The organism is Microbacterium azadirachtae, from assembly GCF_000956545.1.
Taxonomy (GTDB): Bacteria; Actinomycetota; Actinomycetes; order Actinomycetales; family Microbacteriaceae; genus Microbacterium; species Microbacterium azadirachtae.
Genome location: NZ_JYIT01000084.1, coordinates 69,861 through 92,368, shown reverse-complemented (window position 1 = coordinate 92,368; position 22,508 = coordinate 69,861). Strand labels below are relative to the sequence as shown.

At 70.2% G+C, this 22,508-nt stretch carries 21 protein-coding genes; 6 read left to right on the top strand and 15 right to left on the bottom strand.

Translation table 11 applies throughout. From position 1 onward, the window contains the following. Positions 1-115: 115 nt before the first annotated feature. Positions 116-385: a 30S ribosomal protein S15 gene (rpsO, locus tag RL72_RS15460; RefSeq protein WP_045251768.1), complete on the bottom strand. Its 270-nt coding sequence runs from the start codon at positions 383-385 to the stop codon at positions 116-118. Between the two features lie 217 nt (positions 386-602). On the opposite strand from rpsO, the gene RL72_RS15455 reads away from it, so the two are divergent. After that, complete coding sequence (locus RL72_RS15455; protein ID WP_248700501.1) at positions 603-1,838, top strand: MFS transporter; 1,236 nt, start codon at positions 603-605, stop codon at positions 1,836-1,838. 32 nt (positions 1,839-1,870) lie between these two features. On the opposite strand, the gene RL72_RS15450 is transcribed toward RL72_RS15455, so the two are convergent. Beyond that, a complete protein-coding gene (locus RL72_RS15450) occupies positions 1,871-2,365 on the bottom strand; it encodes a carboxymuconolactone decarboxylase family protein (RefSeq protein WP_211256073.1) in 495 nt (164 codons plus the stop codon). 84 nt (positions 2,366-2,449) lie between these two features. On the opposite strand from RL72_RS15450, the gene RL72_RS15445 reads away from it, so the two are divergent. Beyond that, positions 2,450-3,322, top strand: a complete 873-nt coding sequence (locus RL72_RS15445; protein WP_045251766.1) for a sigma-70 family RNA polymerase sigma factor — start codon at positions 2,450-2,452, stop codon at positions 3,320-3,322. Positions 3,323-3,378: 56 nt separating this feature from the next. Then, the gene (locus tag RL72_RS15440; RefSeq protein WP_052674460.1) at positions 3,379-4,272 is read left to right on the top strand and encodes a DNA-3-methyladenine glycosylase family protein; all 894 of its coding nucleotides are present in this window, start codon (positions 3,379-3,381) and stop codon (positions 4,270-4,272) included. Positions 4,273-4,358: 86 nt separating this feature from the next. Here the strand turns inward: RL72_RS15440 and RL72_RS15435 are convergent, their stop codons facing one another. Both RL72_RS15435 and RL72_RS15430 read right to left on the bottom strand, forming a co-directional pair. Continuing rightward, positions 4,359-4,907: a YceI family protein gene (locus RL72_RS15435; protein ID WP_045251765.1), complete on the bottom strand. Its 549-nt coding sequence runs from the start codon at positions 4,905-4,907 to the stop codon at positions 4,359-4,361. Positions 4,908-5,069: 162 nt separating this feature from the next. After that, positions 5,070-5,438 (bottom strand): FKBP-type peptidyl-prolyl cis-trans isomerase, encoded by a 369-nt coding sequence (locus RL72_RS15430; RefSeq protein WP_045251764.1) that lies wholly within the window; start codon positions 5,436-5,438, stop codon positions 5,070-5,072. 284 nt (positions 5,439-5,722) lie between these two features. Between RL72_RS15430 and RL72_RS19925 the strand changes: the two genes are divergently transcribed. After that, positions 5,723-6,394 carry a hypothetical protein gene (locus tag RL72_RS19925; protein WP_156156815.1) on the top strand — a complete coding sequence of 224 codons (672 nt, stop codon included), beginning with the start codon at positions 5,723-5,725 and terminating at the stop codon, positions 6,392-6,394. 6 nt (positions 6,395-6,400) lie between these two features. Here the strand turns inward: RL72_RS19925 and RL72_RS15420 are convergent, their stop codons facing one another. Beyond that, positions 6,401-7,744, bottom strand: coding sequence for a PrsW family intramembrane metalloprotease (locus RL72_RS15420; RefSeq protein ID WP_082072442.1), 1,344 nt, complete (start codon positions 7,742-7,744; stop codon positions 6,401-6,403). A 59-nt stretch (positions 7,745-7,803) separates the two neighbouring features. Between RL72_RS15420 and RL72_RS15415 the strand changes: the two genes are divergently transcribed. Further along, complete coding sequence (locus RL72_RS15415) at positions 7,804-8,673, top strand: fumarylacetoacetate hydrolase family protein (protein ID WP_045251762.1); 870 nt, start codon at positions 7,804-7,806, stop codon at positions 8,671-8,673. Between the two features lie 18 nt (positions 8,674-8,691). Here the strand turns inward: RL72_RS15415 and RL72_RS15410 are convergent, their stop codons facing one another. From RL72_RS15410 to RL72_RS15370, 9 genes are all read right to left on the bottom strand, one after another. Then, a complete protein-coding gene (locus RL72_RS15410) occupies positions 8,692-9,807 on the bottom strand; it encodes a LacI family DNA-binding transcriptional regulator (protein WP_045251761.1) in 1,116 nt (371 codons plus the stop codon). A 39-nt stretch (positions 9,808-9,846) separates the two neighbouring features. Next, positions 9,847-11,685: a glycoside hydrolase family 3 protein gene (locus tag RL72_RS15405; RefSeq protein WP_045251760.1), complete on the bottom strand. Its 1,839-nt coding sequence runs from the start codon at positions 11,683-11,685 to the stop codon at positions 9,847-9,849. Positions 11,686-11,708: 23 nt separating this feature from the next. Beyond that, positions 11,709-12,572 (bottom strand): carbohydrate ABC transporter permease, encoded by an 864-nt coding sequence (locus tag RL72_RS15400; protein ID WP_045251759.1) that lies wholly within the window; start codon positions 12,570-12,572, stop codon positions 11,709-11,711. 3 nt (positions 12,573-12,575) lie between these two features. After that, a complete protein-coding gene (locus RL72_RS15395) occupies positions 12,576-13,535 on the bottom strand; it encodes a carbohydrate ABC transporter permease (RefSeq protein WP_082072441.1) in 960 nt (319 codons plus the stop codon). Between the two features lies 1 nt (position 13,536). Beyond that, positions 13,537-14,805: an extracellular solute-binding protein gene (locus RL72_RS15390; protein ID WP_045251758.1), complete on the bottom strand. Its 1,269-nt coding sequence runs from the start codon at positions 14,803-14,805 to the stop codon at positions 13,537-13,539. A 154-nt stretch (positions 14,806-14,959) separates the two neighbouring features. After that, on the bottom strand, positions 14,960-16,429 hold the full coding sequence (locus RL72_RS15385; protein WP_045251757.1) for an aspartate ammonia-lyase: 1,470 nt from the start codon (positions 16,427-16,429) through the stop codon (positions 14,960-14,962). Between the two features lie 64 nt (positions 16,430-16,493). Continuing rightward, the gene (locus RL72_RS15380) at positions 16,494-17,396 is read right to left on the bottom strand and encodes a metallophosphoesterase (protein ID WP_045251756.1); all 903 of its coding nucleotides are present in this window, start codon (positions 17,394-17,396) and stop codon (positions 16,494-16,496) included. A gap of 77 nt (positions 17,397-17,473) precedes the next feature. Continuing rightward, a complete protein-coding gene (locus RL72_RS15375) occupies positions 17,474-17,806 on the bottom strand; it encodes a hypothetical protein (RefSeq protein WP_045251755.1) in 333 nt (110 codons plus the stop codon). Next, the gene (locus RL72_RS15370) at positions 17,803-19,041 is read right to left on the bottom strand and encodes an inorganic phosphate transporter (RefSeq protein ID WP_045251754.1); all 1,239 of its coding nucleotides are present in this window, start codon (positions 19,039-19,041) and stop codon (positions 17,803-17,805) included. The genes RL72_RS15375 and RL72_RS15370 overlap by 4 nt, the downstream gene beginning before the upstream one ends. 127 nt (positions 19,042-19,168) lie before the next feature. Here RL72_RS15370 and RL72_RS15365 point away from each other — a divergent pair, with 127 nt between their 5' ends. Next, positions 19,169-21,298: a S9 family peptidase gene (locus RL72_RS15365; protein ID WP_248700493.1), complete on the top strand. Its 2,130-nt coding sequence runs from the start codon at positions 19,169-19,171 to the stop codon at positions 21,296-21,298. A 138-nt stretch (positions 21,299-21,436) separates the two neighbouring features. Here the strand turns inward: RL72_RS15365 and RL72_RS15360 are convergent, their stop codons facing one another. Continuing rightward, positions 21,437-22,465, bottom strand: coding sequence for a 6-phosphofructokinase (locus tag RL72_RS15360; RefSeq protein WP_045251752.1), 1,029 nt, complete (start codon positions 22,463-22,465; stop codon positions 21,437-21,439). Positions 22,466-22,508 lie beyond the last annotated feature (43 nt).

The following is a 22,508-nucleotide window of genomic DNA, read 5'->3' as shown; positions in this document are numbered from 1 at the left end:
GAATGTTTCGCGCGATTGTACGCGGCTGCGCTGCTGCTTAGCGGCGGAGCCCCAGACGCTCTGCTTCGATACGCTCCCTCCGGTCGCTCCTCAGCAACCGGGAGGCGTCTGCGTCTTATCGACGCAGACCGAGCCGCTCGATGAGCGAGCGGTAACGCTCGATGTCGACGTCCTGGAGGTAGCCGAGCAGACGACGGCGCTGACCGACGAGCAGGAACAGGCCACGACGCGAGTGGTGGTCGTGCTTGTGCTCCTTGAGGTGCTCGGTGAGGTCCTTGATGCGCTGCGTCAGCATCGCAACCTGCACCTCGGGGGATCCGGTGTCACCGGGGTGCGTCGCGTACTCTTCGATGATCGCCTTCTTGACGTCTGCATCCAGTGCCATAGGTGATCCCCTTCCTCTTTGCTGCGCGGTGCCCGACGCCTGATGCGTGGGCTCTCTTTATCCGCGGCCGATCGAACGGCAACCGCACAAGTCTATCAGCACCGGAAGCCCCCGCGCGCCCGGGCCGGATCCGGGGTCCTCACCGCGCCGATACGCTCGACGAGTGAGTCATCTGATCGACCTGAGCCCCTTCCGGCAGAGCCCGGCATTCGCCCGGATGTGGATCGGATCCACGCTCAGCGGCATCGGCGGTCAGCTCACGGTGGTCACGGTGATGCTGCACGTGTTCGCGCTCACGCACAGCACGTTCGCGGTCTCCATGATCGCGGTGGCCGGGCTCGTGCCCATGATCCTCGCGGGCCTGTACGGCGGAATGCTCGCCGACGCCTTCGACCGCCGCCGGGTGGCCCTGATCGCCGCGGTCGTCACGTTCGCCGCCACCGCCCTGCTCGCGACCCTCACCTGGACCCATGCCGAGACGATCTGGTGGCTGTACGCGCTGAGCATGATCATCGCGGCCGCCAACTCGGTGGGCATGGCCACGCGCACGGCGATCGTCCCCCGGCTGCTCCCCCGCGAGATGCTCGCGCCCGCCTCCGCGCTCAACGGCGTCGCCTTCGGGATGACCGTGATGGCGGGTCCCGCTCTCGCCGGACTCCTCGTGGCGCTGACCGGCTACGGCTGGACCTACACGATCGACGTGATCCTGATGCTGTCGATGTTCCTCGGCCTGTGGACGCTGCCCGCGCTCAAGCCGGAGGGTGAGATCGTGCGTCCGGGACTCGCCTCGCTGGTCGACGGGTGGCGCTTCCTACGGCGCGCCGGGAACATCCGCATGCAGTACGTCCTCGACATCTGCGCGATGACGTTCGGCCAGCCGCTGGCCCTGTTCCCCGCGCTCGGCACGGTGATCCTCGGCGGCGGGGCGGTCACCACCGGCCTGCTGACCGCGGCCGTCGCCGTCGGCACGTTCCTGTGCAGCCTGTTCTCCGGACGCATGGTGCACTACCGCTGGCACGGGCGCGGCATCGCCCGTGCGGTGCAGGCCTACGGCGCGTCGATCGCGGTGTTCGGCGTCGTGCTGGTCTGCGGCGCCCTGCGTCAGGGCGGCTCTGCGGCGACGGCGTCCTCGCCCGACGTGGTGCTGATCGTGCTCGCGTGCATCGCGCTGGCCCTGTCGGGCGCGTCCGACAACGTGAGCTCGATCTACCGCAACACGATGATGCAGGCCGCGGTCCCCGATGCGATGCGCGGGCGCCTGCAGGGCGTCTTCATCATCGTCGTCGCGGGCGGCCCCCGTCTGGGCGCCCTCTATGCCGGCGCGCTCGCCTCGCTCACCGCGCTCTGGTTCCCGCCCCTGCTCGGCGGTCTCCTCGTGATCGCCCTGGTCGCGGTGCTCGTGCGCCTCACCCCGCGCTTCCGCGCCTACGACGCCCTGGATCCGCAGCCCTGACCTCGGAACGAGCCGCGGATCCGGCGCGACGGTCAGCACTGTCCGGCAGGCTGACGGATCGCCACGTTGATGCGGTTCCACACGTTGATCGTGCTGATCGCGAGGATCAGCGCAGAGAGCTGGCGCCTGTCGAAGTGCTCCGACACCTCGTGCCACAGCTCGTCCGGCACCGGGTCGGCGGAGTCGGCGATGCGGGTGAGCGCCTCGGTGAAGGCGAGCGCCGCCCGTTCGGACGCGGTGAACAGCGGCGCTTCGCGCCAGGCGGCCACGCCGAACACCTTCTCGTCGCTCGCGCCGTCCGCGCGCATCTCCTTGGCGTGCTCGATCGTGCACCAGCTGCAGCCGTTGATCTGGCTCGCACGCAGATGCACGAGGTGGAGCAGCGCCTCCGGAAGCTCCGTCGATGCCGCCACGGCGCTGAGCGCGGTGAGCGCGTCGAAGCCGCCTTCGAGCAGGAACGCCGGGTGCGGCATCCGCGCCTTGATCGCGACGGCGGCCGTGGTGTCGATGGTCTGGTCGATGGTCATGTCAGACTCTTCCCGTTCTCGGTGTCATGACCGCGCCGAGCGACGCGGTCACTCTGATGACACGCGGGCCGGAGGAGATGTGACATGACGGATCAGGATTCGCTCGCGCTGCTGTTCGAGCAGCATCGTCCTCGGCTGCGGCGGATCGCCGAGCGCATGCTCGGATCGGCGTCCGAGTCGGATGACGCCGTGCAGGACGTGTGGCTCCGTGCATCGGCGGCCGGCGTCGACGACGTGCAGAACATCGGGGGCTGGCTGACGACCATCACCTCGCGCGCGTGCCTGAACATCCTGCGCGCCCGGGCAGCGCGCGGCGAGATCCCCCTGGACGACGACGGGGGCGACCCGGTCGTGGAGCCGGAGCCGCGCACTCCGGATCCGCTCACGCAGGCGCAGCGGGAGGATGCGATCAGCGCCGCGCTCACCGCCGTGCACGAGCGTCTCTCCCCCGCCGAGCGCGTCGCGTTCGTGCTGCACGACTCGTTCGACGTCCCGTTCGAGCAGATCGCCGAGCTGCTCGAACGCTCCCCCGAAGCGGTGCGACAGCTCGCGAGTCGCGCGCGCAGGCGGATGCGCTCCGCCGACGTCGCCGGAACCAGGCCCGCCCGCGAGCGTCGTCCGGTCGTGGACGCCTTCTTCGCCGCCGCGCGCGCCGGGGACTTCGACCGCCTCGTGGCGCTGCTCTCCCCCGAGGTCGAGCTCCGGATCGACCAGGGGCTGTCGGCGACGTCGCTCGTCCGCGGCAGCGCGTCGGTGGCGAGCCGTGCCCTCATGTTCGCGATCCCCGACGCCGTGCTCGAGCCCGTGCTGATCGACGGGCTCCCGGGCGTCGTGGTCCTGGTCGGCGGGCGGGCGGTGTCGGTCATGGCGTTCGATGTCGACGGCGATCGGATCGCGGCGATCGATGCGTTCGCCGGGCCGGCGCGTGTGGCCGAGCTCACGCTTCCGACCCGCTGACGACGGCGGTCCCGGAAGCGGAGGCGAATGTCCCCGCCCCGGGGCAGAGTGAGGGCATGAGCACCGCCACCCGCACCATCTCGCTGCCCCTCGTGGGGCCGTACGACCTCCGCGAGGTCGCACTCATGGGGTTCGGCCACCGCGACGAGGCGGCCTTCGACGGAGTCATGCGCCTGGCCTTCTGCACCGACGCGCTCGACGCCCAGGTCGGGGTCGAGGTGCGACAGCACGACGGCGCGCTCGCCCTGACCGTGCACGGGGAGGGCGACCCGACCGCGATCGCCGCGCAGGTCGCCCGTGTCGTGTCCGCCGATCACGATGGTGAGGCGTGGGCGGCGGTGTGCGCCGCGGATCCGGTGCTCGCGCGCGTGCACGCGGCCGCACCGGGTTTCCGCCCCTCGAACTTCTACAGCCCCTACGAGGCCGCCGTCTGGGCGGTCCTGTCCGCCCGCCGCGCCCGCAGGCAGGGGATCGCGCTGCGCCAGCGGCTCTCGCAGCAGCACGGAGCGGTCTTCGAGGTCGCCGGCCGCACCGAGGCCGCTCTCCCGCTGCCCGAGCAGCTGCTCGGCGTCGATGCGTTCCCGGGGCTCCCGGCCGACCGGATCCCGCGACTGCATGCGATCGCCCGGGCCGCCCTCGACGGCCGCCTCGACGTGCGACGTCTCGCAGCGATGCCTCCGGCCGACGCGATGCTCGATGTGCAGCAGCTGCCCGGCATCGGCCCCTTCTACAGCGCCCTGATCGTGATCCGCTCCTGCGGTCTCACCGACGTGCTGTCGACCCAGGAGGACCACACGCGCGCCGCCGTCCAGGCCCTCTACGGGCTCGATCACGCTCCCGACGATGCGGAGCTCGCGCGCATCGCGGAGGGCTGGCGTCCGTTCCGCACCTGGGCCGCCGTGTCGCTGCGTGCGGTGGGATCACGGCTCATCGCGCAGAGCGACGCCTGAGACGCGCTGCCTGCAGACATGCGGCACGACGACGAAGGGCGGATGCCGCGCGCTGCGGCATCCGCCCTTCGACGGTCGTCCGGGGCTTACGCCTGGAGCGCGCCCTGCAGGTCGAGCGTGATGGTGACGTCCTTGCCCACGAGCACGCCGCCGGTCTCCAGCGCCGCGTTCCAGGTGAGGCCGAAGTCCTCGCGGTTGATCACGGTCTTCGCCGACGCGCCGGCCTTGTAGTTGCCGTACGGGTCGGCCCCGAAGCCGCCGAAGTCGAGCTCGAAGGTGACCGGCTTGGTGACGCCGTGGATCGTCAGGTCGCCGTCGACGTAGAGCTCGCCGCCCTCGGCGCGCGCACCCGTGGAGACGAAGTCCATCGTCGGGTACTTCTCGACGTCGAAGAAGTCGCCCGAGAGCAGGTGGCCGTCACGACCGGCGTCCCCGGTGCTCAGCGAGGTCACGTCGACGCTCGCCTCGACGCGCGCCTCGAGCGGGTTCTCCGGAGCGACGAGGGTGGCGCTCTTCACGCCGAAGGTGCCGCGCACCTTCGAGATCATCATGTGACGCACGCTGAACGTGACCTCGCTGTGGGCGGGGTCCAGGTTCCAGGTGCCGCTGCGGTAACCGGGGATGTCGATGGTCATGGGTGCTCCTCGTCGGAAGTGTTCGTAGGGGCCGCTCTCGGCGACATGAGAGTCCAACCTACATTCATCTGAATGCATTCCCGGCTCGCAGAACTTTTTCGGAGAGCTGTCGACGACACGACGAAGGCCCCGCCGGACGACGGGGCCTTCGTTCCGATCCGCTCAGCCGACGGCGATGAGATCGATGATGAAGATCAGGGTCTTGCCTCCGAGGAAGTGACCGGATCCGGCGGGTCCGTACGCGAGGTGCGGCGGGATGATCAGCTCACGGCGACCGCCGACCTTCATTCCGGGGATGCCCTCCTGCCAGCCCTGGATCAGGCCGCGCAGCGGGAACTGGATGGTCTCGCCGCGGCCCCACGAGGAGTCGAACTCCTCGCCGGTGTCGTGCTCGACTCCGGCGTAGTGCACGGTCACGGTGTCGCCGGGCTTGGCCTCGTCGCCGGTTCCCTCGATGATGTCGCGGATCACGAGCTCCGTGGGAGCGGGTCCGGTAGGGGCGTCGAACTCGGGCTTGGTGCGCTCAGTCATGCTTCCATCCAACCCGAGCGCGCACAGCGAGGTCAACGCGAGGCACTGCGCCGACGGCGAACACCCGCCGGCTCCGCGGTTTCCCGAAGCGATCCTTGACATCGCCGTACGGCGGGTGCAACCTGTTTTCAGATCAACTCAGCGCCCGGAGGACTTGCAGGCATCGCCGCAGCACCGGGCGCTGAGTCTTGCGATCACCGCATCCGCGCCGCGCACAGAATCCGATGCGGTCCCGTTATATCGGAAGCCACCGGTCGAGTCTCGTCCACCCCTAGATTCATCTCATGCGAGTACTGCGAGCCCCCGCGACCGTCCTCGTCGCGCTTGTCCTCACGTCGTGCGCTGCGGTCACTCCGCCGGCCGCGACGTCGAGCAGCCCGACGACCTCAGCAGTTCCCGCACCCACGCCGTCGTCGACCGCGTCGCCGACGCCGGCGGCGATCGCGACCCTGTCGCTGTCGTTGGGCCATCTGGATGCCGCGGACGCCTCAGGGGCCGTGGCCGGGACCGCACGTCTGGATGATGGAGACGCGGTCGTCCAGCTCCTCTCTCGAACACTCGGCGCGCCGGTGTCCCAGGAGCACCATACGGATCCCTGGGACGTCACGACGACGAAATGGGACGGAGTGATCGTCAGCGTCTACGCCGATTCCGCGAAGGCGAGGATCACGTTCCTTGCCGCCGCGTCCGCCGGCGTCTCCCTGCGCAGCGCCATCGGAGTGTCCGTCGGCATGACCAAGGAGGCGACGATCGCCGCCGGTGCGACCCCCACGGCGTCCTTCACCGACACCTCCGGCGCTGTGCATCAGATCCTCGTCTCGGAATCGACGCAGCAGCCCGGGACGAACTCCCTCGTCACTCCGGGAGACGTCGGCTCCGTCTACGTCGAGCACGAGAGCGTCGATGGCACGGTCACCAGGATCGCCGCCCCAGGGGACGACTTCAGCGACCTCTGAGCGGGCTCACAGCGCCAGCAGGGCGTCTCGCGCGGCGTGCGTGCGGTGCAGCAGCGCCTGCTCGTCCTGCGCGGCCAGCGGATCCCGTCCGGTGATGATGCGCTGACGCACGGACGCCAGCGTCGTCGCGTCCTTGATGAACCCGCGCATGATCGGACGGCGGTCGCCGCGGAGTCCGCTCGCCCACTGCAGGCCCGCACGGCGCCCGGCGGGCGTGGCCAGCATGGACACCTCCTGGGGCGTGAACCACCCCGCGGCCGCATAGTCGCCGAGGCGGGCGTAGGTGAGCCGGGCCTCCTCCTTGCGCAAGAGGATGACCGCGACGATGAAGCCGATGAACAGCGGCACCTGCAGCACGAAGTAGAGCACGAAGAAGTTGCCGATCATCGACGACCCGTTCCACAGGGCGTGCAGGGCCATGGCCCCGAGGAGGCCGACGGCGCCGAAGCCGAGCGCCCGCGCGGCGGAGGCGCCGCGCCGCGCCGCCAGTCCGATCGCGAAGCCGGTCACCGACGTGAACATCGCGTGCGCGAACGGAGACATGAGCCCGCGCAGCACGAACGTGACGGTCAGATCGGGAGCCCCGCCCTCGATCAGGCTGATCGCGAAGTACTGGATGTTCTCGGTGAAGGCGAAGCCCGCGCCCACGAGCGCGCCGTAGACGATGCCGTCGACGGGACCGTCGAAGGTGCGCCGCGCCATCAGGAAGATCAGGAACACGCCCAGGCCCTTGGCCGACTCCTCGACGATCGGCGCCTGGATCACGGCCGCCAGATCGGAGCTCCGCTCCCCGACCAGCAGCGTGAGCAGCAGGTCGACGAGCAGCGCCAGCCCGATCGAGGCGATCGCGCCCCACGCGATCGCGAACGCGACGAGCGACCGGGGCTCGGGCTCCCAGCGGTCGATGAAGAACACGCCGAAGAACACGATCGTGAGCGGCACCAGTGCGAGCACCATGCCGATCATCGACGCCGCGGGGCCGAGCGCCCACACGAAGTACGCGATGAGCCCCAGCAGTACGAAGCCCAGCACGCCGAACGCCCAGACCGAGGCGTGGCGCCCCTTCGCCGAAGGGACCGGCAGCGCAGGCACTGCCTGCACCGGAGCCGGCGGCGTGTATGCGTCGTAGGCGACCGCGCCGTGATGCTCCGGCCGCTGCGCCAGCACGGAGCCGTACACCGGTGAGATCGGCGTCGACGCCGTCTGCGGGTAGCTCTGCGGCTGGACATACTGCGGCTGCTGCGCGTACTGCGGCTGCGCAGAGGACGGTGTCCCGTACGAGGTCGGCTGCGCCGACGGTCGCGAGGCCGGGCGCTGCGCGGCAGGATCGCCGTGTCCTCCAAAGCTCATGCCCAAAGCCTAGAGGCTCGCTCGGGCGGGGTCGCGGATGCGCCCGGTAGCGTGGATGCATGCGGTTCGCTCATCTGCGCCGTCCCGAGTCCGACATTCCCGTCCTCGCCGTCATCGACGGCGACGGCGCGACGCTCGTCTCCGATCTCGTGGATCCGGCCCCTGCCACACTCCAGCAGCTCATCGAGGGCGGCGACGACCTCCTCGCCCGGGTCCGCGAGGCCCACGCCGACGGCGATGCCCCGGTGCACCCCCTCGACGGCTTCGGCTTCAGCGCCGCGGTGCTCGCTCCCCCCGTCGTGCTCGCGGTGGGGCTGAACTATGCGGCGCACTCGAGCGAGCTCGGCCTCAAGACCGACACTGCTCCCACGGTGTTCACGCTGTGGCCCAACTCGCTCACCGGGCACGGGCAGACGACGTCGTGGCCGCGGGCGCTGTCCGAGTCGGTCGACTACGAGGCGGAGCTCGGCGTCATCATCGGCGCACCCGCCAAGGACGTCACGGCCGAGGACGCGCTCGACCATGTCTGGGGCTACACGGTGGTCAACGACATCACCGCGCGCGACATCCAGTTCGCCGAGGCGCAGTGGTCGCGGTGCAAATCCTTCGACGGGTTCTCCCCTACCGGCCCCGTGGTCGTGACGGCCGACGAGATCCCGGATCCGCAGGACCTGCACATCTGGACCGTCGTCGACGGCCACCGGGTGCAGGACGCGTCGACCGGGCAGATGGTGCGACCGGTGTCGACCCTGATCGCGCATCTCTCGCGCTCGCTCACCCTGCGTCCGGGCACGCTCATCTCGACCGGCAGCCCCGGCGGAGCCGGATACTCTCGGGACCCGCAGATCTTCCTCCGCGACCGCTCGACCGTCACGGTCGGCATCGACGGCATCGGCGAACTCACGACGCACTGCCGGATCCTGGACTGACGTCCGCCGCCGCGAGGGTCAGCAGCCGCAGCTGCCGCCCACGCGGAGGTCCGTCGCGAGTCTCACGGTGCGCGGAGGCACTGTTCCGTCGCCGGGATCCGTCAGGAGCAGGTGGGCGGCGATGCGTCCCATCAGCTCCATCGGCTGGCGCACCGTCGTGAGCGTCGGCGTCGAGAGCCGACTCGCCATGATGCCGTCGAAGCCCGTCACGAGCACGTCCTGCGGCACGCGGATCCCCTCGCCGCGGAGCACGTCCATCACGCGCAGCGCGGTCTGGTCGCTGCCGCAGACCAGGGCGGCGGGGAGCGTCCCCGCCGCGACCCGCTCACGCAGCACGGGATAGGCGGGCATCCGCTCGAGGTCGGCGTCGTCGAGGGTCTCGGCGCGGGCGCCGCGGATGTCCTGCACCGCGGTGAGGAAGCCCTCACGCCGCTCGTCCAGATCGTCCTCGCCGATGGCCCCGACCCATCCGAACGTCTCGACGCCGTGCACGTCGTGCAGGTGCTGCACGAGCTTCCGCATGCCGCCGGCGTTGTCCACCGTGACGCGGTGTCCGATGCCCGCGCGCTTGCTCAGCTGCACGACCGGGACCCGTGCGGCCACCGCCTCGATCGCCGCGGCCGTCGAACGTCCCGGGAGGATCGCGAGACCGTCCACCCGCCCTGCCGTGTCGGCAAGGTCGGAGACGCCCACGCCTCCGCTGGAGAGGAGCACCGCCGTGCCGTTGCGCTTGCATTCGAGCACGAACCCGCGCTGCACCTCGTCGACGTACAGCGGGAACGTGCGCGGATCGCTCTCCCGCTCGTCCGCGGCGGCGTCCCAGGTCACCGCGTCGGCGTCGAGGTCGAGCTCGTCCAGGTCGACCCGGGCGCTCCCGTCCGCCGAGGGCGACGCCCCGGGCTCCTGGTCGAGCAGCATGTCGAAGAGATGCAGCCCGAGCACCCCGGTGCGCCCGCGAGCGAGGCTCCGCGCGGATCCGCTCGGCACGTAGCCGATCTCACGCGCGGCCTCGAGGACGAGGCGGCGCGTGTCCTCGCGCACCCGGTCGGGCCGGCGGAACGAGAAGGAGACCGTCGCGATCGACACTCCGGCACGCTGCGCCACGTCGTAGACGGTGGGTCGGCTCGACGCCATGAGCACCTCGCTTTCGGAGCGATTCTACTGAGCGGGCGCTCAGCCGATCGTCAGGCCGGTGCCGCGGCGGAAGACCGGATCCTCGGTGCCGTCCGGCATGTCGGCGAACGCCGCCCGCACCGCGTCCATCGAACGCGGGATGTCGACGGGGAGCACGCCGCGCGGCGGTATCCGCCCGGAGAGCGCCGCGAGCAGGGCGGCATCCGAGGTGCCGAACTCGACGGCGATCGCCGCGGCGAACGGCACGAGCGGCGTGAGGATCGCGGGACGGTCGAGGTTCACGACCACCACCAGCGGGCAGTGCGCGGCGATCCGTCGCAGCCGTGCGACGAGGCCCGGCGGGAACTCGAGGGAGCCCTGATGGAACCAGGCCTCCAGGAAGAGGTCGTCCCGCGGCTCGAACGGCGCGCCGATCCGCACCAGCGCGAGCTCCGCCTCCTCGGGAGCCGCGACGCGGTCCCCGTACCCGGCGAGCGCGTCCGTCGCGACGCCCTCGGCGTAGATCCTCGGACGCCCGCCGCGGAACAGCGGCAGCGTGCGGTCCCGGTTCTGCAGCACGGTGACGGACTCGGCCTGAGCACGCTCCCCCTCGGCGCGGAACTCCGCCGCGCCGACGATGCGCTCGGCCTCGTCCTCGTCCACATACGGGTCGTCGAAGAGCCCGAGCCGGAACTTCACGAGCAGGATGCGCCGCGCGGACCGGTCGATCCGCTCCTCCGCGACCGCCCCCTCGGCGAGGAGCTCCTGCAGGAGCTCGACGCACTCCTCGCCGCCGAACTGATCGACACCGGCGTCCAGCAGCCGCAGCAGCCGCTCCCGCGGCGACAACTCCTCGACGCCCCACGCCCGCGCCGGCAGCACCTGATCCCCGACGTGGTTGTCGTTGATGAGCTCCCAGTCGCTCAGGACGACGCCGTCGTAGCCGAGCTCCTCGCGCAGCAGATCCGTGACGATCTGCCGGCTGTAGCTGAAGCCGACCTCCTCGATCGGCTCCCCGTGGCGCACCAGCCCCACCGGCATCCCGTAGTACGGCATGATCCCCGCCGTGCCGCGACGGATCGCCTCGACGAACGGACGCAGATGCTCCTCGAAGCGCCCGCCGGGGTACACCTGCTCGCGACCGTAGGGGAAGTGCGCGTCCTCGCCGTCCAACTGAGGACCGCCGCCCGGGAAGTGCTTGGTGATGCACGCGACGCTGTCGGGACCGAGCCGCTCCCACTGGAAGCCCTCCAGATACGCGCCGGTCATCTCGGCGACGCGCTCGGCGTCGTACCCGAACGTCTGCGCCTGGCGCCCCCAGCGCGCCTCGGTCGGGAGGTCGACCTGCGGGTGCAGAGCCATCCTGATCCCCACCGCGCGGTACTCCCTGCCCGCGATCTCGGCGAACCTCCGCACCAGGTCGACGTCGTCCAGCGCGGCGAGCCCCAGGGGCTCGGGCCATTGCGAGAACGGGCCGGCGGCGAAGGCGACGCCCGAGTTCTCCACGAAGGCGTGCCGCGGGTCGGTGCTGATGGTCACCGGGATGCCGTGCGGGCTGCGGGCCGCGAGGGCCTGGAGCCGGTTGTTCCACCGCGCGCCCTCCCGTGCGGTGCGCATGCCGTGCACGTTGAAGTGCGTGAGGTGCTTGCCCAGCACGACCACCGAGGTCGGAGACTTCGAGATGGCACCGGGCTCCTCGCGCAGCTCGCCCTCGTCGCCGATCTCGATGACGGTGTGGAACAGGAGCCCCACCTTCTCCTCGATCGACAGGCGGCCGAGCAGGTCCTCGACCCGCTCCTCGGCGCTCAGCCGAGGATCCTCATACGGATCCATCACTCCGTTGCCGTTGAGGTCGCGGAAGCGCACGCCCTCGTCCGTCGTCCGAAACTCATCCCTCATGGATGTCCCTCTCCCTCGTTGCGTCATTTCAGGCCGGTCGTGGCGACGCCCCGGATGAACCACCGCTGCAGGAAGACGAAGAGCAGCAGGATCGGGGCGATCACGAGCACGGAACCTGCCAGCAGCAGCCCGTAGTCGGTGGCGTTCTGGCCCGTCGAGTACAGCGACAGGGCGACCGGCAGCGTGTACATGTCCTCGGTCTGCGCCGCCACGAGCGGCCACAGGAAGTTGTTCCAGGAGCCCAGGAAGGTCAGGATCCCGAGCGTCGCCAGGGGCGGTCCGCACAGCGGCATGACGACCGAGCGGAAGATCCGCCACTCCCCCGCGCCGTCCAGGCGTGCCGCCTCGAGCAGCGCGTCGGGGATCCCCGCCATGAACTGGCGCATCAGGAACACCCCGAGCGGCGCCGTGATGAACGGCAGGATGAGGGCGGGATAGCTGTTGACCAGCCCCAGCTTGGACACCATCACGAACAGCGGCACGAAGGTCACCACGCCCGGCACCATGAGCGTGACCATGACGGCGCCGAACAGGATCCGCTTGCCGGGGAACTCCATCTTCGCGAGCGCATAGCCGACCATCGAGCAGAACACGAGGTTGCCGAGCACCGTCACGAGCGCCACGATCAGGCTGTTGCCGAAGAAGTGCCAGAAGTCGAGAGGGCCGAACCACTGCGCGTAGTTCTCCCCGGTCGGCGCCTGCGGCCACCAGGTCGGCGGCCGGCGCAGGATCTCGCCCTGCGTCTTGACGGATCCGAGCACCATCCAGACGAACGGGACGAGCCAGATCACCAGCCCGACCGTCAGCACGGCGTAGGAGGTCGCCCGGCCGCTCAGCCGGCGGGCGCGGCGGGACCGGATCGGGGCTTCTGTGTGTGCGAGAGCCATGGGTCAGTCCTTCGAACGCAGCAGGCGGAACTGCAGCAGGCTCACGAGCGCGATCACGAGGAACAGCACGTAGCTGGCCGCGGACGCGAGGCCGTACTCGCCGAAGCCGAACTGCTGGTAGGTGTAGAACGCCACGGACAGCGTCGAGTCCAGGGGGCCGCCCTTGGTCATCACGAAGGACTCCTCGAAGAACTGCAGGTATCCCACCGAGATGAGCACGGCCCCAAGGAGGAGCGTCGGACGCAGCAGCGGCAGGGTGACCGAGACGAGCCGCCGCCACGGCGACGCGCCGTCCATGATCGCCGCCTCCGTGACGTCCTCCGGCACGGCCTGGAGCCCGGCGAGGAAGATGACCATGAGCGTGCCGACGTTGCGCCACACCGCCATGAGGATGAGCGACGGCAGGGCGAAGGCGGGATCGTTCAACCAGTTGGGCCCTGCGATGCCGATCGCCGCGAGCGCGGTGTTGAGCAGGCCGTCCGGCTGCAGGATGTAGCGCCAGACGACGGCGACGGCCACGATGCTGGTGACCACGGGCGCGTAGAACCCGACCCGGAAGAACGCCACCAGACGTCCCTGGCCGCTGTTCAGCGCAAGGGCGAGGGCCAACGCGACGATCATCGTGACGGGGATGCCCACCACCACGAACACCCCCGTGACCCCCAGCGAGGTGAGGAATCGCGGATCGCGGAAGAGCGCGACGTACTGCTGCAGGCCGACGGCGTCCACGGCGAACGGCGAGCCGATGTCGCGGGCGGTGAAGTCGGTGAACGACATCGCGAACGAGCCCACGATCGGCACGATCATGAACACGCCGAAGACCAGGACGAACGGCAGGGCGAAGCCCCACGCGATGAGCGCCCGGCGGCGGCGGGCGGCCGCGAACATGCCGCCGCCCGCCCGGTCGTTCCCGCCGCCGGAGCCCGTCCGGGTTCCGGCGGCGGGGAGGACGGTGGACGTCATCTCACTTCAGCCCGATCGTGTCGGCGTCGGACTGCAGCTTCTTGAGCGCGTCGGCGACCGAGGTCCCGCCGCGGCGGATCGATTCGAGCGCCTGGTCGCCCTTGGCCGCCACCTGCACCCAGGAGGTCGTCACGGGCGGAGCCTTCGCCGTCTCCAGCTGGGTGCCGAAGGTCGACAGGCTCGCGTCGGAGGAGACGGACTTCTCCTGCCACGCGGCCTTCGCCGCGGGCAGATCGCCGGTCGCGGCGTAGAAATCGGCCTGCACCTTCGGATCCGCCAGCCAGCGCGCGAGCTTCCACGCCGAGGAGGCGTTCTTGCTGCCGTTGAAGACCACGAGGTTCGCACCGCCGCTGAACGACACCGAGGACTTGTCCGCCGGGAGCACGGCCGTGGCGTACTTGCTCGCGAAGTCCGCACCGCCGACCGAGGCCAGCTGGCCCCGGAGGAACGGCCCCTCCACCACCATCGGCGTCGTGCCGGCGACGAACTCGGACTCGACCGCCCCTGCGGAGGTGTCGGCGTTCGGGTCCGCGAGCTTCTTGTCGAAGAAGCTCTTGTAGTACTCGATCCCCTTGGTCATCTCGGGGGTGTCGAGCGTCCACTTCTTGCCGTCGGTCACCTCGGCACCGGCCGACCACGGCATCCACAGCGCGCCCTGGAAGGAGTCGTTTCCGGCGGGCATGCGGATCCCCCACTTCGCCCCGCCCTGGGACTGCATGTCCGCCGCCATCTTCTGCAGCTCCTCCCAGGAGGCCGGAGCCTTGGTCCAGCCGGACTTCGCGGCGATGTCGGTGCGGTAGTACAGCACGCGGGTGTCGACGTACCAGGGGATGCCCGCGGCCCGGTCGCCGACCTTGGTGGAGCTCACCGCCGCGTCGAAGAATCCCGACGTGTCGATCCCGGCGGGCACGGTGCCGAAGGAGTCCCCGAAATCGGCCATCCAGGTGGTGCCCATCATCGCGATGTCCGGGGTGTTGCCGCCCGCGATGGCGGTCTGGATCTTGTTGTGCGCGGCATCCCAGGGGATCGCGGTCACCGTGACGGTGACGCCCGGGTTCGCCTTCTCGAAGGTCTTGACGAAGTCGGGCAGGGCCTCCCCCTCGGCTCCCATGGCCCACATCGTGATGGTTCCCTTGGCCGGCGCGTCGTCGAGCTGCACCGCCGTGGCGCTGGGGGCGGACGACCCGCCGTCCGCGCGGCCGCACCCCGTGAGCGCGAGGCCGATCGCTGCGAGAGCCGCGATCCCGGCCAGAGCTGTCCTGCTTTTCACGTCTTCCTCCTTGAAGCGTCCATCGACTGGATCTAAGCGCATAGATTCTCGCTCTTCGTCGATCTAAGCGCATAGATCCCGGGAATGCAAGAGCAGGAATGCCGAACGGCCCGCCACTGCAGCGCGTGGCGGACCGTTCGTGCGGTGCGTCGGGTCAGGCCCCGGCGTCGACGTCCTTCGACGGGATCACCGGGATCGCCGCGGTGATCGTCTCCAGACCGGACAGGCGCGCGGGCGACAGCTGCTTGGTGACCTCTTCGCGCGACATCAGCCCCGCCTCGACGACGAGGTCGGCGACGTTGCGGTTGGTCAGCAGGGCCGTCTTGGCGAGCGCCGCGGAGGCCGCGTAGCCGATGAACGGGGTCAGCGCGGTGATGACGCCCACCGAGGAGCCCACCATCGCACCCAGACGGTCGCGGTTGGCGGTGATGCCGTCGACGCAGTTCACCCGCAGGGTCCACATCGCCTGGCGCATCCAGGTGATCGACTGGAAGATCGAGTGGGCGATCACGGGCTCGAACGCGTTCAGCTGCAGCTGACCGGCCTCGGCCGCCATCGTCACCGTCATGTCGGATCCGGCGACGGCGAAGGCCACCTGGTTCACGACCTCCGGGATGACGGGGTTGACCTTGCCCGGCATGATGCTGGACCCCGCCTGCATCGCGGGCAGGTTGATCTCGCCGAGGCCCGCCTGGGGGCCGGAGGAGAGCAGTCGCAGGTCGTTGCAGATCTTGGACAGCTTCATCGCGTTGCGCTTGAGCGACGACGAGAACGACATGAAGGACCCGGTGTCGCTGGTCGCCTCGACGAGGTCGCTGGCCGTGGCGAGGTCCAGACCCGAGATCTCGCGCAGGTGCTTCAGCACGGCGGGCGCGTAGTTCGGGTGCGTGGTGATGCCGGTGCCGATCGCCGTCGCGCCCATGTTGATCTCGTACATGAGCCAGGCGTTCTCGGTCAGACGCGTGTGGTCGTAGCCGAGCGTCGACGCGAAGCCGTGGAACTCCTGGCCGAGGGTCATCGGCACGGCGTCCTGCAGCTGCGTGCGGCCGACCTTCAGAACGTCGTGGAACTCGCGCGCCTTGTTGAGGAACGACACGCGCAGCAGGTCGAGCTCGTCCAGCAGCGAGCGCAGGTTCAGCGAGAGGCCGATCTTGACGGCCGTCGGGTACACGTCGTTCGTGGACTGGCTGCGGTTGGTGTGGTCGATCGGCGAGAGGAACGCGTAGTCGCCCTTCTCGCGGCCGGCCAGCTCGAGCGCGATGTTGGTGATGACCTCGTTCGCGTTCATGTTGGTGGACGTGCCGGCGCCGCCCTGGATGACGCCGACGATGAACTGGTCGTGGAACTCGCCGTTGATCACCTTCTGCGCCGCGGCGTCGATGAGGTCGGCGCGCTCGGCGTCGAGGGCGCCGATCTCCTTGTTCGCCCGGGCGCTGGCCTGCTTGACCATCGCGAGCGCCTCGATCAGCTCGGGGTAGACCGAGATCGGTCGCTTCGTGATCGGGAAGTTCTCGGCGGCGCGGAGCGTATGGATCCCCCAATACGCGTCCGCAGGGATCTCCTTGCTTCCCAGGGAGTCGGTTTCGGTTCGTGTGGTGCGGGTGGCAGGCGCAACGGCGGCCATGGACACATCCTCGTGGGTGATGGCGAACAGGGAAGGGGGATGCGTCCATCCTAGCCGCCCGAGATCACCGCCCCGGCTTGCGCGAGAACGCCTCCAGGCGCTCCTCGGGTGTCAGCCGCTCCATCCTCGCGACCCATTCCGGGCTGAAGGTGTCCACCGGAATCGCCTCGACCACAGGGACCACCGTGTGCGCGATCGTCTCCGGCCGCACGTGGACGAGCTGGAACGACTGCGCGGCGTCCATGCCGTTCACCTGGTCGCCCGGGCTCGCCACGTCCATCGTGTAGCAGGTGGCGCTCGCGACGCTCACCGGGATGCCCGCGAACGTCGCGTGCAGCGAATAGTGCAGGTGTCCGGCGAGGATCCCGCGCACGTCGGATCCGCGCAGGATCTCGGCGAGCTCGTCCTGATGACGCAGCTCCAGGATGTCGAAGAAGGGGATGTGGCTGGGCACGGGCGGGTGGTGCATCGCGAGGAGGGTGCCGTGCGGGGCGGGCTCGCTCAGCTGCTCGGCGAGCCAGGCGCGCTGCTCGGCGTCCACGTCGCCGTGATGCCAGCCGGGGACGGTCGAGTCGAGCGCGATCACGCGCAGGCCCCGGAGATCCCACACCCCGGTCACCGGGTCCTCCGTGGGCGGAGCATCGAGAAGGTGCTCGCGCAGCACGGCGCGCTCGTCGTGGTTGCCCGCGACCCAGATGACCGGAGCGCCGAGGCGCTCCGAGACGGGAGCGACGGCGGCGCGGAGCCGCCGGTACGCGTCGGGCTCGCCGAGGTCGGCGAGATCGCCGGTGACCACGATCGCATCCGGCCGTTCGACCGCGTTCTCGATCGCGGCGAGCGTGCGCGCCAGCGTGCGATCGACGTCGAAGCGCCCGCCGAGAGCTGCGCCTCCCGCGAGGAGATGCGGATCGCTCAGATGCACGAGGGTGTGCGTGGGCGGCGCATAACGGCCGAACTGCACTGTCATGCCCCCAGGCTAGCGGGCGCTCCGGACGCCGGCGTGGAGCGCCCGAGGCGGCTCCTCGGCTCCTCGGCGGGCCCGTGCTACTTCACGACGATGAGCAGGATCCCCGCGGCCACCGCGGCCGTGCAGACGGCGAAGCACGCGTACGCGGCGACGAGCGCGAGCGACTTCTGCGCCTCGCTGAGCGGGCTCTTGCGGGCGGCCTTCGCGGCGGCCTTCGCGGCGCGCTTGGCCTCCTTGTCGCTGATCACCGTGATCGCATCGGTGAACTCGGCCGGGGTGACGACGGGCACGCGGCCGGCGCGCACGAGCATGCGCAGGCCCAGGGCGTAGAACCCGACCACGAGCAGAGTGCCGACGAGAGCGGCCCCGAGCACCTGGAAGAACGCCTCCCAGTGGATCGCCACGGTCATCGTCCCGCCCCCTTCTCGCGAGCCTTCGCCCGTTCGCGCGCCCGCTGCGCCCGCGCCTGACGCGGCGTGAGCGGCGGCTCCTCCGGCACCTCGACCGCGCGCGCGGAGTCGGCGACCTCGCTGAAGGCGTTGTTGGCCGTGACGGCGTTGCGGCGCGAACGCAGGAACAGGCCGATGATCACGGCGAGCGCCAGGATCGCGTCGATGAGCACGCCCCAGCCGCCCCCGATCACCACGATGAGCGCGGCGAGCGCGCCGACGGCGGCGGCCGCCGGAAGCGTGAGCACCCATCCGATCGCGATGCGACCTGCCGTACGCCAGCGCACGGCGGATCCGCGACGGCCGAGGCCGGATCCGATCACGGACCCGGAGGCGACCTGCGTGGTCGAGAGCGCGAAGCCGAGCGCGCTGGAGGCGAGGATCGTGGCGGCCGTGGACGTCTCCGCGGCGAAGCCCTGTGCGGGCTTGACGTCGGTGAGGCCCTTGCCGAGGGTGCGGATGATGCGCCAGCCGCCGAGATACGTGCCGAGGGCGATCGTGCAGGCGCAGGCGATGATGACCCACAGCTGCGGCTCGTGGTGGGCGCCGGACTGCCAGCCGACCGTGATGAGGGCGAGCGTGATGACGCCCATGGTCTTCTGCGCGTCGTTCGTGCCGTGCGCGAGGGCCACCAGCGACGACGTGAAGATCTGACCCCAGCGGAATCCGCTGCGGCCGTCGGGCTTGCCGTCGTACCGGCGCGTGATCAGATACGCGAGCTTCGTGGCGAGGAACGCGATGAGGCCCGCCGTCACCGGTGCGATCAGTGCCGGCAGCACCACCTTGGACAGCACCGCGCCGAAGTCGATGCCGTTCATGCCGATCCCGACGAGCGTGGCGCCGATCAGGCCGCCGAACAGCGCGTGGGACGAGCTGGACGGGAGTCCCAGCAGCCAGGTGAGCATGTTCCAGGTGATCGCGCCGATGAGGCCCGCGAAGATCAGCGCCGGGAAGAGATCCCCGTGGATCTGGTCCTCCCGCACGATCCCGCCGGAGATGGTCTTGGAGACCTCGGTCGACAGGAACGCGCCGACGAGGTTCAGACCCGCCGCCAGCATGACGGCCGTGCGCGGCTTGAGGGCGCCGGTCGCGATCGGGGTCGCCATGGCGTTGGCCGTGTCGTGGAACCCGTTGGTGAAGTCGAAGAAGAGTGCCAGCAGGATCACCAGCACGACGATGAGGGCTGCGGTTTCCACCGTTCGCTTTCGGGAAGTGGAGGGACGTGACGAACGAAGAGTTCACCGGGAGTACAGCATCCGTTAACGGACCGCTCTGCATCCTCCCATCCCGGCCCAGACCGGTCAACTCGGCTAGCGTGGGATGGTGACCTCCGTCTCCGCTTCACCCTCCCCCTCTTCGCTCGTCCCTCCGCGCGCCGCGCGGCGTTCGCTCCTGCGGACCCACCACGGCGACGTGTTCGACGATCCTTACGACTGGCTGCGCGCGAAGGAGGACCCCGAGGTGATCGCTCACCTCGAGGCAGAGAACGCCTACACGGACGCGCGCCTGGCGCACCTCGAGCCGCTGCGCGAGGCGCTGTTCCAGGAGATCAAGGGGCGCGTCCAGGAATCCGACCTCTCGGTGCCCACGCGTCGCGGCGACTGGTGGTACTACGGGCGCACCGCCGAAGGACAGCAGTACGGCCTCCAGTGCCGCGCCGCCGTCTCCTCCCCCGACGACTGGACGCCTCCGGTCCTGGATCCCGCCGTCCCCGTGCAGGGAGAACAGATCCTGCTCGACGGCAACGCCGAGGCGGAGGGGCACGAGTTCTTCGCGATGGGCGCCTTCGACGTCTCGGACGACGCCACCCGGCTGCTGTGGTCGACGGACTTCGAGGGCGACGAGCGCTACACCGTGCACGTGCGCGACCTCGCCACCGGCCGGACGCTCCCGGACGAGATCCCCGGCACGTCCGGAGCGTTCTTCACCCCGGACGGCACGGCCGTGATCTACACGACGGTCGACGACTCCTGGCGCCCGGACACCCTCTGGCTGCACCGGATCGGCACGCCGGTGTCGGCGGACGTGCAGCTGTTCCACGAGCCGGACGAGCGATTCTGGCTCGGCGCGGGGATCACCCGCAGCCGGAAGTACCTCGTGATCGGGGTCGGATCCTCGATCACGAGCGAGGAGCTGCTCGTCGACCTCGACGACCTGACCGCGCCGCCGCGAGTCGTCTGGCCGCGGAGGGAGGGCGTGGAGTACTCCGTGGAGCACGCCGTGGTCGACGGCCGCGACGAGCTGCTGATCCTCCACAACGACGGGGCGCTCGACTTCGAGCTCGTCGCCGTATCCGCGGCCGACCCCCAGGGCGGACCGCGCGTGGTGCTGCCGCACACGCCGGGGCGCCGCCTGCTCGACGTCGACGCGTTCCAGGACGTCACCGTGGTCGCCTACCGCTTCGAGGGCCTGGAGCGCATCGCGCTGATGGATGCCGCCACCGGAGCGCTCGACGAGCTCGGCTTCGACGAGCCGCTGTTCTCCGCCGGCTTCGGGGGCAATCCGGAGTGGTCCTCCCCCTTCCTGCGCCTCGGCTACGGCTCGTTCGTGACCCCCTCCACTGTGTACGACCTGGAGCTGGCGACCCGCACCCTGCACCTGCGCAAGCGTCAGGCCGTGCTCGGGGGCTACGACCCGGCCACCTACGGTCAGCGGCGCGACTGGGCCGTGGCCGACGACGGCACGCGCGTGCCGATCTCGCTGGTGTGGAAGCGCTCCTTCGGAGAGCCCGGTTCCGCTCTCCGGCCCGTGCACCTGTACGGATACGGCTCGTACGAGCACTCGATCGATCCTGGCTTCTCCGTCATGCGCCTGAGCGAGCTCGACCGCGGCGTGGTGTTCGCCGTCGCACACGTGCGCGGCGGCGGCGAGATGGGCCGGCAGTGGTACGAGGACGGCAAGCTCGGCCAGAAGACCAACACGTTCACCGACTTCGTCGCCGCCGCGCGCCACCTCGTCGCCTCCGGCATCACCGAGCCGTCGCGGATGGTGGCCGAGGGCGGCAGCGCCGGCGGCCTGCTCATGGGCGCGGTCGTGAACCTCGCCCCCGAGCTCTTCGGCGGCGTCCTCGCCTCCGTGCCCTTCGTCGACGCCCTGACCACGATCCTGGATCCGTCGCTCCCGCTCACCGTGATCGAGTGGGACGAGTGGGGCGATCCGCTGCACGACGCGGATGTCTACGCCTACATGAAGTCGTACACCCCGTACGAGAACGTGCGCGACGGGGTGGCGTATCCGTCGATCCTCGCGGTCACCTCGCTCAACGACACCCGGGTGCTGTACGTCGAGCCCGCGAAGTGGGTGGCCCGCCTGCGCGACGCCGGCGCCGAGGACGTGCTGCTGAAGTGCGAGATGGTCGCCGGACACGGCGGCGTCAGCGGACGGTACAACTCCTGGCGCGAGCGCGCGTTCGAGCTCGCCTGGATCCTGGACCGGCTGGGCGCCGCCGCCTGACGCGCGGACGCCTCGCCCCCCTCCCCTGCGCCGGCCTGCCGGAATCAGGCGGATCGGCCGGGATCAGGCGGATCCGCGTGTGTTCGCCTGCTCTCGGTCGATCGGCCCCGGCCCAGCAGAACCGGGGCCGATCGGCGTTCAACCGAAGAGGGTCGCCGCCGCGTCGTAGCGGTTGCGGGGCACCGTGTTGAGCTCGCCGAGGGCGTCGGCGAACGGGACCCGCACGATCTCGGTGCCGTGCAGCGCGACCATCTGGCCCCATGCCTCGGCGACGACCGCGTCGGCGGCGTGCATGCCGAGTCGCGTCGCGAGCACCCGGTCGAAGGCGGACGGGGCGCCTCCGCGCTGGATGTGACCGAGGATCGTCGCCCGGGTCTCGATGCCGGTGAGCCGCTCGATCTCCGGGGCGAGCAGATCGCCGATGCCGCCGAGCCGCGGACGGTTGAACGCGTCCAGCCCCTTGTCGCTGTACGCCTCGTCCATGTCCTTGAGCTTGAAGCCCTCGGAGACGACGACGAGCGGAGCGCGCCCGCGATCGTTCGCGCTGGTGACGAGTGCGGCGATCTCCTCGAGCGACATCGGCACCTCGGGGATGCAGATCACGTGCGCCCCGGCCGCCATGCCGGCGTGCAGCGCGATCCAGCCGACGTGGCGGCCCATCACCTCGGCGACCATGCAGCGCCGGTGCGAGTCGCCGGTGGTGCGCAGACGGTCCATGGCCTCGGTGGCGATGTTGACGGCCGTGTCGAATCCGAACGAGTAGTCGGTCGCACGCAGGTCGTTGTCGATGGTCTTGGGAACCCCGACGACGTTGATCCCCTCCTTGTGCAGGCGGTCCGCCGCCGCGAGGGTCCCCTCGCCGCCGATCGCGATGATGCCGTCGATCTTGTGCCCGTACAACGTCTTGGCGATGTTCTCGGCGCCGCCGCGCGGACCCTCGTACGGGTTGGTGCGGCTGGTGCCGAGGATGGTGCCGCCGACCTTGGAGAGTCCCTTGACCTCGTGCCGCGTGAGGGGGAAGAAGTCGCCGTCGACGACGCCGCGCCAGCCGTCGCGGATGCCGACGAACTCGAGGTCGTACGCCTCGGTGCCTTTGAGCACGATGCCGCGGATGACCGCGTTCAGGCCGGGGCAGTCGCCACCGCTGGTCAAGATGCCGATCTTCATGGGTCGTCCTCGGGAGGGAAGGGAAAGGAAGCGCGGCACCGTT